Annotated in this window: 11 protein-coding genes and 2 pseudogenes; 7 read left to right on the forward strand and 6 right to left on the reverse strand. The window is 60.7% G+C overall.

The window, feature by feature from the left end; translation table 11 throughout:
- A partial coding sequence (locus tag MKK65_RS10785) for an IS630 family transposase (protein ID WP_243957623.1) occupies positions 1-894 on the forward strand: 894 nt, incomplete at its 5' end.
- Between the two features lie 259 nt (positions 895-1,153).
- Here MKK65_RS10785 and MKK65_RS10790 read toward each other — a convergent pair.
- The 3 genes and pseudogenes from MKK65_RS10790 to MKK65_RS10800 form a co-directional block, all read right to left on the reverse strand.
- Positions 1,154-2,026: a glycoside hydrolase family 16 protein gene (locus tag MKK65_RS10790; RefSeq protein WP_243957624.1), complete on the reverse strand. Its 873-nt coding sequence runs from the start codon at positions 2,024-2,026 to the stop codon at positions 1,154-1,156.
- A gap of 445 nt (positions 2,027-2,471) precedes the next feature.
- Positions 2,472-3,716: pseudogene (locus MKK65_RS10795) on the reverse strand (IS701 family transposase).
- Between the two features lie 42 nt (positions 3,717-3,758).
- Positions 3,759-4,714 (reverse strand): annotated as a pseudogene (locus tag MKK65_RS10800) (IS630 family transposase).
- Between the two features lie 92 nt (positions 4,715-4,806).
- Here MKK65_RS10800 and MKK65_RS10805 point away from each other — a divergent pair.
- The gene (locus tag MKK65_RS10805; RefSeq protein ID WP_243957625.1) at positions 4,807-5,073 is read left to right on the forward strand and encodes a hypothetical protein; all 267 of its coding nucleotides are present in this window, start codon (positions 4,807-4,809) and stop codon (positions 5,071-5,073) included.
- An 85-nt stretch (positions 5,074-5,158) separates the two neighbouring features.
- Positions 5,159-5,452 (forward strand): hypothetical protein, encoded by a 294-nt coding sequence (locus MKK65_RS10810; protein ID WP_243957626.1) that lies wholly within the window; start codon positions 5,159-5,161, stop codon positions 5,450-5,452.
- Between the two features lie 43 nt (positions 5,453-5,495).
- On the opposite strand, the gene MKK65_RS10815 is transcribed toward MKK65_RS10810, so the two are convergent.
- The gene (locus MKK65_RS10815) at positions 5,496-5,747 is read right to left on the reverse strand and encodes a hypothetical protein (protein ID WP_243957627.1); all 252 of its coding nucleotides are present in this window, start codon (positions 5,745-5,747) and stop codon (positions 5,496-5,498) included.
- 443 nt (positions 5,748-6,190) lie between these two features.
- Between MKK65_RS10815 and MKK65_RS10820 the strand changes: the two genes are divergently transcribed.
- Complete coding sequence (locus MKK65_RS10820; protein WP_243957629.1) at positions 6,191-6,367, forward strand: hypothetical protein; 177 nt, start codon at positions 6,191-6,193, stop codon at positions 6,365-6,367.
- 440 nt (positions 6,368-6,807) lie between these two features.
- Complete coding sequence (locus tag MKK65_RS10825) at positions 6,808-7,884, forward strand: HWE histidine kinase domain-containing protein (RefSeq protein ID WP_313902036.1); 1,077 nt, start codon at positions 6,808-6,810, stop codon at positions 7,882-7,884.
- Positions 7,885-8,126: 242 nt separating this feature from the next.
- Here MKK65_RS10825 and MKK65_RS10830 read toward each other — a convergent pair whose 3' ends face one another.
- Positions 8,127-8,744, reverse strand: a complete 618-nt coding sequence (locus MKK65_RS10830) for a hypothetical protein (protein ID WP_243957631.1) — start codon at positions 8,742-8,744, stop codon at positions 8,127-8,129.
- A 765-nt stretch (positions 8,745-9,509) separates the two neighbouring features.
- Complete coding sequence (locus MKK65_RS10835; protein WP_243957633.1) at positions 9,510-9,830, reverse strand: hypothetical protein; 321 nt, start codon at positions 9,828-9,830, stop codon at positions 9,510-9,512.
- Between the two features lie 375 nt (positions 9,831-10,205).
- Between MKK65_RS10835 and MKK65_RS10840 the strand changes: the two genes are divergently transcribed.
- The gene (locus tag MKK65_RS10840; protein ID WP_243957634.1) at positions 10,206-10,802 is read left to right on the forward strand and encodes a DUF6088 family protein; all 597 of its coding nucleotides are present in this window, start codon (positions 10,206-10,208) and stop codon (positions 10,800-10,802) included.
- Positions 10,795-11,335, forward strand: a 541-nt coding sequence (locus MKK65_RS10845; protein WP_243957636.1) for a nucleotidyl transferase AbiEii/AbiGii toxin family protein, incomplete at its 3' end; no start/stop codon positions are given. The genes MKK65_RS10840 and MKK65_RS10845, both read left to right, overlap by 8 nt.

Below are 11,335 nucleotides of genomic sequence, written 5' to 3' on the forward strand. Positions count from 1 at the left end.
GTGTGGCGCTGGCAGCGGCGCTACGCCGAGGCGGGCGTTGAAGGTCTGCTGCGTGACAAGACGCGTCCGCCCGGGACACCACCCCATTCGACCGAGACGGTCGCCGAGGTGCTGGCGCTGACCGGCTCGGAGCCGCCGGGCGAGGTCACGCACTGGACCGGCCGGGCCGTGGCCCGCGCTGTCGGGATCTCGTTGCGCGCCGTGCAGCGGATCTGGGACGCTCACCGCCTCCAGCCGCACCGCCTGCGCACGTTCAAGCGCTCGCGCGATCCCGCCTTCGCCGCCAAGGTCGAGGATGTGGTCGGCCTGTACATGGATCCGCCGGCCCATGCGGTGGTGCTGTCCATCGATGAGAAGGGCCAGATCCAGGCGCTGGAGCGGACCCGCCCCGACCGTCCGCTCGCCTCCAGCCATCCCGCCGCCCAGACCCACGACTACACCCGTCACGGCACCACAACGCTGTTTGCCGCCCTCGACGTCCTGGCGGGTACCGGGCTCGGCCGCTGCATGCAGCGCCACCGGAACGGTGAGTTCGTCCGGTTCCTCAACGCCGTCGAGGCCACCGTCCCGCCCGGCAAGGCGATCGACGCGATCCTCGACAACGTCGCCACCCACAAGCATCCGAAGGTACGCGCCTGGCTCGCCCGGCATCGGCGCTGGACGTTCCACTTCACCCCGACCTCGGCTTCGTGGCTTAACGCGGTCGAGGGCTTCTTCTCAGCGCTCACCCGGCGTCGGTTGCGGCGCGGCTCATTCACCGGCGTTGTCGACCTGCAGGCGACGATCAAACGCTACATCGCCGAGCACAACCGGAGCGCCAAACCCTTCGTCTGGACCAAGCCGGCTACCGACATCCTCGCCGCCGTCAGCCGCTCCCATGAACCATCCGTCTGAGTCAGTGCACTAGCTCGACCAGTTCCACGCGGTTCAGCCGCATAAGTCCTTCGACTTATTCCAGCAGAATCAGCGAAATTTGGATCGCGCGGAGCCGAGGGCAGTTAATGTATTAGCTTCCTTATCTTTATAAAATTTCGATTGTTTAAATAAACCCACTATCTGATTGTTTCTAATCCCATGAGAATTTCGTTAGTTTCAGCCTAAACGAAGTGATTACGCATGGCAAGCAATGATCAGATAAGGGGGGATCTGCGCCCTATTTATTGCAGTCAGCGACTATCTTATCGTTATCCGGCGCGAATGCATATACGTAGTCTACGAGAAGATCCGAAGGGTTCGGCGTATGCTCAATAGGCCAGCCTGAACCAAGAGCAAGATTTACCAGCATTAACAAAGGCTTTGTATGCTCTACAGGCGTTTGTACGCGACCTATTTCACGCCTATCGAGATAAAAAACTATCGATTCCTTCGAAACGTCTACACCGTAGGTATGAAAATCATCACTCAATGACCCTTTAGAAACTGGGGTAATGATTTCACCACTTCGCGTTTTTTTAGGATCCACCTTATCCCAAACATGCCAGACAGAATGAAAGCCATCTGTGAATTTACCGTAATATTCAATAACGTCTATTTCCACAGATGGTGATTTATCGTCTTTTGGGTTATTCGCATTCAGCCAGAAGGCTGGCCATACTCCCTCGCCAGGTGGAAGCTTCATGCGAGCTTCAAAATACCCGTACATTTGCGCGAAACCGGCAGTAGTGGCATCAGCAGACGATAGCAGCCCAGATGTCCACTTCCCGTTTTCGTGTTTTTGCGCGCGTATTGTTAGAATGCCATCTTTTATAAAGAACGGAGCATTTTTTTCGGGGTCCGCAAAAGCAACAACTGGATCTATGAACTTCGCATCACCAAAGTCGCCGTTCCAAGGCGTATGCGCCGACCAACGTGAAGTCTCATTATTCGATCTTGAAATGCTTAAGGTATTAAAATCATCCGCAAAAACCTTTTTGTACCGACAGAGCTGTATTTGATTGCTTGTAGCATTGAGGTCTTTGCATCCTCCAGCTACGCAAAAACCAGCCATAGCGGCCAAGACAAATGATAGAGATATCTTACGTTTCACCAACTTACAGATCCTGAGATTCGCGCCAGGCTTAACTTCAGCGGCTTGCGGCCAGTCACACTAGAAATGATTGACAGCCGAATATGCACAAACTGCGGCAAAATTTGGGTTTGGTTTCGGGGCAATATGATTGGCCCCCACGAGGTGGTCCGAGCGTAAAGTAAATGCACGCAGGGCCTGCAGCTAACCCCGTTTATGGTCCACGGCCTTTGCAAGTTCCTAGCATTACAGTTGCGTTTTAAGCTTTTTCGTCGTCGGCTTGTTTTGCTGGGCTTCCGGCGTCGATGTCCTGTGTCGGCTGACGCTCGGCGTTTGAGATGGGCGTTTCGAGCGGCCGCCTAATGCGCGCGTCGCCAGAGCGACCACGCGAGGACGTGGGCGGGCTGGATGCGCCGCTGTGCCAGCCGTACGGCGAGGCGGCGGATCTCCTGGACCGACCAGCGGATCAGTGAGCGCGCAGCCTCAGGGGCGTGATCTCGTCCTAGCTCGTCTTTTTGGGGGCGGCGCGTTGGCGTGATGGCGGATCACCGCCAGCAGGGCGAACGCCATCATCACCAAGCTGACGTGCCGGTGCCAGCCGTGTCAGGAGCGGGTCTCGTTGTGAGCGAGCCCAAGCTCGGTCTTGGCGGTCTCGAACGCGTCCTCGATCGTGCAACGCTGGCCCTCGACCGCCACCAGGGTCGAGATCGGCGTGCCGGCCGGGAACCGGATCGTGAAGTATGCCCGCTCGCAATCGCTCAGGCTGCGGCGGATCAGGAGCCCGCGCGTCCACACGCTGGTTTGGTCGTCGTCTGCGCCAGCGAGGTCGGCCGACTCGCAATAGGCCCAGTCGTACAGTCGCGCACCCTTGGTCCCCTCTCCCGCCGACAGGCGCGCCCAGGCCGACGGAGCGAGGCTGTCGGCGATCACCTCGGCGGTGCCAGCCACAAGCGGCTTGCCAGCCCAGGAATTGAACCCGTGATCGGTCTTGACCCCGAGCACGTAGCCCTTGCCCGCCCTGTACAGCGCCATTTCGATGTCGCCGAACCCGTAGACGGTGTCGGCCGCAACCCAGGAGAACGGCACGCCAGCAACGATCGCCCGCTCGATCATCGCCAGCGCCAATCCCGGCTTAGTCGAAAAGCTCGTCCCCTCCGGCACGTGGACGGCGGCTAATCGGGCCGGATCCGAGGTCCAGGTCTTGGGCAGGTACAAGACCCGATCGATGAACGCATGACCGTGCCGCGAGGCGTAGGCGGCGAACACGCCGATCTGTCAGTTCGTGATCTTGCCGGCCGAGCCAGCGTACTGGCGATGCACGCCGCACGCGACTTTACCCTGCTTGAGAAAGCTGGCCTAATACTGAGCCTGTCGTACGATCGTCGAGAACCAGAACCGCGTCCGGGTCAGCCAGGGTCTCCAGGGCATAGTCCCGCACGACGTCGCGCAGAGCATCCGCATCCCAGCGTCCGCGATCGAGCACGGCCTGCTGACGCCAGGCCCCGGGACCACCCGCGGCTTCCGCCCGCATCCAACCCGTCTTGCGCCGCTCCGCGCCGAGTAGCCCGTCCAGGAATGCCCCGGCCGAGGCCGCGACCCGCTCCTGCGTAAACAGCGAGCGCAAGCGTCCCTTCACCTCTTGCCGCGACGAGGCGCACAACTCCAGCGTCGCGTCGATCGAGGTCCCCGATGTCCATGATGCGCGAATCATCGTGACGCAAAGAGTCAGAACCTCGGCTAGAGCTGTTGTCGTTTAGGTTGGGTCATAAGCGTCGTATCCGGCGGCGGCGATGTAGTTGCGGCATTCCTTTGGAGTGAAGGCTGCGAAGGCCCGGGCGATGGCTGCCTAAAGGTCTGGGACGGTTCGGGCAGCGGCGGTGCGCAGCAGCGCCTTGAGCTTTGAGAAGGCCTGCTCGATCGGGTTGAAGTCGGGCGAGTAGGCCGGGAGGTAGAGGAGCCGCGCGCCGGCCGCCTCGATGGCCTCGCGCACGCCGACGACCTTGTGGGATTGCAGGTTGTCGAGGATGACGGTGTCACCCGGCTTCAGCACCGGGACCAGGGTGTCGGTGACGTAGGCGCGGAAGCGCGCGCCGTTGGTGGCGCCGTCGAACAGGGTGGTGGCGACCAAGCCGCTGGTGCGCAGGGCGGCGGTGACGGTGGTGGTCTTGTCATGGCCCTGGGGCACGAGGAGCCGGCAACGCTCGCCGCGTGGAGCCCGACCGTAGGTGCGGGCCATGTTCGTGGCGGTCGCCGTCTCGTCGATGAAGACGACGGCATCGGGGTCGAGGTCGAGTTGACCCTCGAACCACGCCTCCCGTGCGGCTCTCACGTCCGGACGCTCCTGCTCGGCCGCGTAGACAGCCCCTTTTTACGGGTGATCCGATGCCGGGCGAAGAACCGCCACAGCCCGCTGACGCTCGTGCGGACACCCTGCTCGGCCAGGATATCACGCACCTCGTGCAGGAAGGCCTGCGGCTGCTCCCGATCGACCTGAAGGATCCGCTCAGCGTGCGCTTCGATGGCCGGTGCGGGTCGCTGCCCGCACGAGGGCCGGGGCGCGATCGCGCCCTCCGCCTGGAAGCGTTCATGCCAGCGGATCGCGCTGGATGGGCCGACCCCGAAGCGCTTGGCCGCCTGTCGGCGCGAAGCGCCCGCCTCAATCGCCGCGATCACGCGTTCTCGCAGATCCATCGATAGCGCTGACGGCATCCCGACCTCCTCGGAAAGCCCATCATCGAATCAGATCCGCAGACTGCCCGCTACCCCCAACGATTCAACCCAGCCGGACACGGCTCTAGCTGATGTCCGAACAGGGCAACGTCGAGACGCTGATCGTGCTGCTGCCGATCGCCGTCGATACGGCCAGCCCTGATCGCGAAGGCCGGCTGGTGATCGCCAACGGCTTGCTCGTGGCGGTGCTGGTGCGCCTCTCCAAGCCGAGCCATGAGCATCCGGGACGCTGGTTCATGGAGGCCGGGTTCGGGAGACTGCACGGACGAAGGGTCCCGGCTTTTCCGAACCTGGAGGCCGCAACGCGCTGGCTCCGACGACATCTGAAGCCGGCTTGAGCTCGCTCGCCGATCGCGGGATAGGAGCGGTCCCCCGTCAGTTCCGAGAGGGGGCTCAGCGGAACGACCGCAACAAGGGCACAGCATGAGCGACCCGGAGCAGGGTAGCGCCGAAGCAGTCTACGTCTCGGCCATGGTCGGCGAGATGATGCGGCGCGTCCTCGGTGACGCCCTCGTCGACCTCGCGCGGACGAAGGGGGTGAGCTATCTTGACATATTCATGCAGCACGAACTCGCACGCTATCAGGACCTGTTCCGCGAGCGGCCCGAGGATGGGCCCGAGGCGACAAAGATGCTGCGCGCCTGGCTCGTGATCGAGGGACGCGCGGCCCTGCAGGACGTGGTCGCGCGCGCGAGTGTCGAGGCGGGGCGCGATTAGCGCGCGCGCCGTCGACGCGGATACCGGCTCGTCTGACTGCGTTCTAGGCCGTTGCCGACAGCCGCTTGGCGTTGGAGGCGAAGTGCTCGCGGTATCGGGCGATGACCGTCTCGGGCGAGCCGCCGAGCATCAGCGTCGTCATCGCCTCGCCAGCCGCGTGCATCTTTTCCACGACCATCGATTGCGCTTCGGCACGGCCCTCGCGCCCGCCCCAGGCGAGGCGGACCATGCGCAGCTCGATGACATGGCGAGCCTCGATGGCGAGCATGAACGTCGAGAGGAAGGGGTTGTACATAGAAACTCCGCACCGCTCGGCTGCGACATGAATGTAATATGATCTGATGTCCAAGGGATCCTGGCGCAATCATTTGATGTATTTCGGCTGATGATATAAATTTAATTTTGGGTTGATTCGACAAAAAATCACGGCTGTGAGACGTTTTGAGAAGCGATAGCGCCCCGCCTACAAGCTTGCGACGTGAAGATTTCGGCGTGTGGCTTTTCGTCAGTTTCACATTCGAGCTATTAATGGTCGCTTGATTATCATGAATAAATTTCGATCGATTAATGTGCATCTGATAAAAATTTGATACATGATAGTATTTGACTTAGGGAGAAGGCGCCGCACCCTTGAGGCTGTCTGGAAGAGCAACTACAGTCGACAACTTGGTTCATCATGTAGCATCATGCACCCCGTCGCCCTTCTGCAGACGGTCTTTCCGACGAAAGGCACACCCCATGGGTAGCGGTATCACGCTCATCGTATTGGCCCTTGGTACGATCGGCAGCGTCGGCTTCTTGGCGATGATCGCCCGAAAGCAGGTAGCAGATCTGAAAGGTGATCCTGAGCGGTCCAACTTCATCAAGGATCACGGCGGCGCAGCGCGTCCGAATAGGCCAGGAACCGAGCATTGAAGCGACATCCATAAAACTGGCCCCGCCTCCGTCCTGTCCTTTGATCTGAATTTAGATGGGTATGGCTCGGTGCCGTGCCAGGCGGCATGAGACCTAGGGTCTGGACACGACCCAACGTAGGCCCTGGGAAGGTCCCCTTTCAGGCGTCGGGAAGCAGAGCCGTTCGACTGGAATGGGTGGGTCTAAGACAGTCCGATTTTGGAGGCGTAAGCAAGAACGCGGGTGTCGAGCGGACGGCGCAGCTTGGTCGGAACCGAAACAGGATCGCTCGGGACGACACTCGGTAAAAACAGCGGTTCATCGCTCGAGCCTAAGATTGCTCGAGATACGGCTGGCGGTCCGGGTCCATCACGTCCGGAACAGATGACCGCGTCTATCTCCCTCAGTGGACTTGCCCGCAGTCCCATGCTCAGATCCCACACGTTCGCCGCCAACATCGCGTGACATCTCTGATCGGCGATCCGACGGGCGAGCGTCAGGAGACTGTCATGCACGGCTCTCCAGACTTCGATATCAACACGGCCCCCGACATCAACGCAGCTTTCTTGAGGGCGGCGGTCGAGGCCACTGGTGAAGCCATCCTCGTCACCTCGGTCGATCTTTCAAAACCCGGGCCGATCATCGAGTACGCCAACCCGGCCTTCACACGCATGACCGGGTATTCGCAGGCCGAAGTGCTCGGGCGCTCGCCACGCTTCCTGCAGGGTCCGCTGACTGATCCGGTCAGTCTCACTAACATGAAGAGGGCGCTTCTGGCGGGTGAACCGTTCCAAGGCGAGGCCCTGAACTATCGCAAGGACGGGACGACCTACGCGGTCGAGTGGCTCATCACACCCGTTCTTGATGGAAGCGGGAAGATCGTCCACTGGGTCTCGGCTCAGCGCGAGGTTACCGAGCGTAGAGAGGCGCTCGAACACCAGAAATTCCTCGTGCGTGAGCTTCACCACCGAGTGAAAAACACGCTGGCCACCGTTCAGGCCATCATGAGTTCGACGGCGCGGAGCAGTGTCACCACGCGGGAATTCCAGCATGCCTTTGGCGGTCGGATCGCTTCGCTCGCCAAAACACACACGCTGCTGACCGAGGACCGCTTCCAGTCCGTGCCGTTCCGGGACCTTCTCTGGGCCGAACTAGAACCCTACGATGACGGTGGCCAAATCCGCATTCGTTTGGAGGGCCCAGACGTCGTCTTGACCTCGGAATTGGCCGTACCGGTAGGCATGGCGGTCCATGAGCTTACCACCAACGCGGCCAAGCACGGCGCGCTCGCGGAGTTCGGCGGTCGCATTGAGGTAACGTGGTCCTTGGCCGAGACGGAAGCGGGTCATCGGTTGACTTGGATCTGGAACGAGCACGACGGGCCGCCGGTCGCGCTTCCGACCCGCGAGGGGTTCGGGTCCCGGCTGCTGAAGCGGGTCCTGTCCACTCAAGCGCATGCTGAGGTCGACATCGACTATGACCCTGATGGCCTGCGCGTCACTGTGAACCTGCCTCTCTCGTCGCCCTATCCAGGGTGATCCGTAGCGCGCATCGCACGCTGATACCAAGGACGTGCCGGACGTCGCCGTCGGGCATATCTGCTTCGAGCCGAGAGACCTAAGTCCGCTTGCCACCCTTCTCCAAAATTCAGAGGGTCACCTTGCGAGTAGCTCGATATAGCTCTGTAACCGATACTGACCAACTCCACGACTCTCGCTTCGGTCCTGCCGTGCCCTGCGGTATCGTCTCCTTAGACTCTCTGGACCGTGCCACTCCTACGCTAATCTCTGGCCGGAGCTGCCTCCTCCCATTCACGATCCTGGTCTGCCAGCAATGCGGCACGACACGCCGCGATTGTCTCCATTTCCACTGACGGCGCTTCCGTGGCTCCTTCCACGGGGCGAGGAGCGGTCGTCCTGCACGCTCCCAGTAAACGGGTGAGCGTCGTGACTATTCGATCTACGTCGCTGGGCGTCACAACTCCTGTGCCGAGGAGGTTGAGGCGTGAACGGACAGCCATATCCGCACAGGAGCCTCCAGTGAAACCGAGCACTGCAATTTTGTCGGCGTCCAAAGGCAGACGTTCGATTTGCGTTTCGCGCAGGAGCTCAAGCCTTCGTTCCCCAGTAGCCATGACTGCGTGCATCTGACGTGCGCTCGGCAGCCAATGTGCAATCGCATCGAGGATGAAAGTCCGAATAAGTTCTACCCGGACGGGTCCGAACTTCCTGATCTTGGCGATCTCGCCCGGGAAAGATTGAGCCAGATGAGATAGGTCACCAAATCCTGCTTTGCGCAGGTGGGCTCGCAGGGAGGCTGCTAGAAAGCCGCGACCGAAACCCACGGCTGAGAGATGCTGAATCGAGTCGTCAGAGAGGCCCTCGAACAGCGGGAGCAAGACGCTGACCTCATCAAAGAAGCTATCGTACCGGATGGTGCGAGGTGATTACTTGGGCATCGCCGTCGCGCATACGGAGATTTCCTGGTGTCTACAACGGGCGGTCGCCGCGGGCATCTGGAAGGTCTGCTTGCCTACGATCTGGTCGGGTTAAACAGGACCAGATTGGCCGGAAACCGACCGTCGGTACCGCAGCTGGCTAGCACTCTATCCGGACGCTCCAACGCGGCAATAGCAGCCATGCGGTCAACCGTCGCTCCAATCGATGACGTCTAGGTCGGCCTGAGGCGCTCCCCAGACCGACGAGCTAAGCTTCTGCAACGTCTGCTTCGTAGAAGACGCTAGAGTCGGCTGGACGGCCGCAATGGGCGCAAAGCCGAAGGTCCGCTTATCGGCGCCCGGGTAGCTTCAATGCTAAGATTTTCTTCATAGCCAACACCACGGGAATTCGGCAGGACTGTTCGTCGCATATTGGCATCCGATGGCCTCGCTGAAGGGTGATCGCGCGCTGTCGAACCCGTTCTCACAGTTTGACCTGTGCCACGAAACGTTGCTACGAAGTCCGAACTTGGAGCGTGCAAAAGCCTTTTATTTGCAACGGGCTCGGGTGTACGGCGGCGAATCCCCCCCTCTCCGCCAGTCATCACGAACACCATAAATTTGCGTTTTTTAAGGTGTTCGTTGCTATGATCGCATCATAATCCTGCGTCTGCTACATCGCAGCCTATGAAATTGTTCGGCTTTTTTCCAGGCGCGTTGCCCTTCTTATGCGAAGGGGCTGCTCAGTTTCGGGCGGTCGATCAATCCGTGACTGACCGGCGACTTCCGGAATAATGTCCTGATGAGGTGGCGCGCGACGCGATAGTAAGCGTAGGCAACGGGCCGGTACCGGGTCGGTAGGTCGCAGATCGCAACGAGGACGCAAGCATCGATGGTGATGCCGAGCATGCGGATCGCCAAATCGGATGTTTCTGGGCTGCCGATCACGATCAGAGCGTAGACCGCAATCAGGGCGAGGGTCGCCCGGATCAGGTATGGTTGGGCGGGATCGCGCGGGGTTTTGGTGGGCTGCATGGTCGTCTCCATCAACCGGTGCTGAGCTGCGCACGTTGGTTGTGGATCAATTCAAGCTCCCGAGGTCGAAAGCCACCATGGCGGTGCATTGCATCGCCACGAAATTTTTGATCACGTTTTTGTGAAGGCCTTCTTTGGTGGGAAAGGGGGCTGGACCATGGCTGCTGCCCTGAACCTCTGCGCCTTTGGCATTGGCGTCAATCGGGCTCGTAACTCGTGCTGGCAGCATCGTCTGCTACTGGCAGCGGCAGGTAGTCGGGTCACGGGAATTTTCTTCCTCGATTGGCCCTTAACGGCCGCAGCTTGAGTGGGCCAGAAAGGCCGTGCACCACATACATTGAAAGGTGTCAGAAAATGCCCTAAGTTTCTGACAGTGAGGCAGCGACCATGACCACCGTCAGCCAAGCGATCCTGTCCGCCACGGCCGAGATGCCGGAGGGCGCGTTGATCACGGCCAAGGCTTTCTTGTGTCTGGGGCAGCGCGCCGCGGTCGATCAGGCTCTATCGCGACTTGCTCGGCGCGGTCAGTTACTGCGTGCTGGCAGGGGTCTCTATGTGCGCCCGGTTACGAGTCGGTTTGGCACACGTGCGCCAAGCGTCGAACGTGTGGTCGAGGCGGTCGCCGAGAGCCGCAGCGAGACCGTCGCTCTACAGGGAGCCGCCGCCGCCAACCATCTTGGGCTCACGACCCAGGTGCCGATGCGATCCGTCTATTTGACCTCCGGGCCCTCTCGAACCCTGAAGGTTGGAAAGCAGGTTGTTGAACTGCGGCACGCCGCACGTTGGAAGCTCGCGCTCGCAGGCCGTCCGGCCGGCGAGGCGGTGCGGGCGCTCGCCTGGGCCGGTCCTGAAAAGGCCAAAGCCGCCTTGATCAGGATCCGGGAGCATCTTCCGCCGACAGAAGTCGAGGCCCTACGCGGTGTGGCCGCGATGCTGCCAGCTTGGCTGGCCGAGCACGTCAGTGCGCTGAAGGTTCATGCCTGAGGCATACTTCAGCCTGTCAGCTGCTGACCAACGAGAGGTGATTGATCTCGCGGCCGGTCAGTCGCAGCGGCCGGGCAACCTCCTTGAAAAGGACATCTACGTCGTGTGGGCGCTCGACGCTCTGTTCAAGTCGAGGATCGGAGATGATCTCGTCTTCAAGGGCGGCACGTCGTTGTCCAAAGTCTATGGAGTGATCGATCGGTTCTCCGAGGATGTCGACCTTACCTACGATATCCGTGCAATTGCACAGGATATCGTTGCAGATAACGTCGAGGCCCTGCCGACGACACGCAGCGAAGAGAAGCGATGGAGTAAGGAGGTCCGCAAGCGCTTGCCCAATTGGGTTCAAGAGACCGCCCTGCCTATTGTCCAGACCGCATTCGCCGCCGACGCATGGTCAGCCCCCATTGAAGTGGTCCGCCCTTTGGTATGGCTTTTGAGCCTGGAGGACGGACGAGATGGCAAAGCACCCGAAGCCCGAGGAGATCGTCGCGAAGCTACGTCAGGCGGACGTTCTGATTTCACAGGGCCAG

The sequence above is a fragment of the Methylobacterium sp. J-001 genome, from assembly GCF_022829565.1.
Classification (GTDB): Bacteria; Pseudomonadota; Alphaproteobacteria; order Rhizobiales; family Beijerinckiaceae; genus Methylobacterium.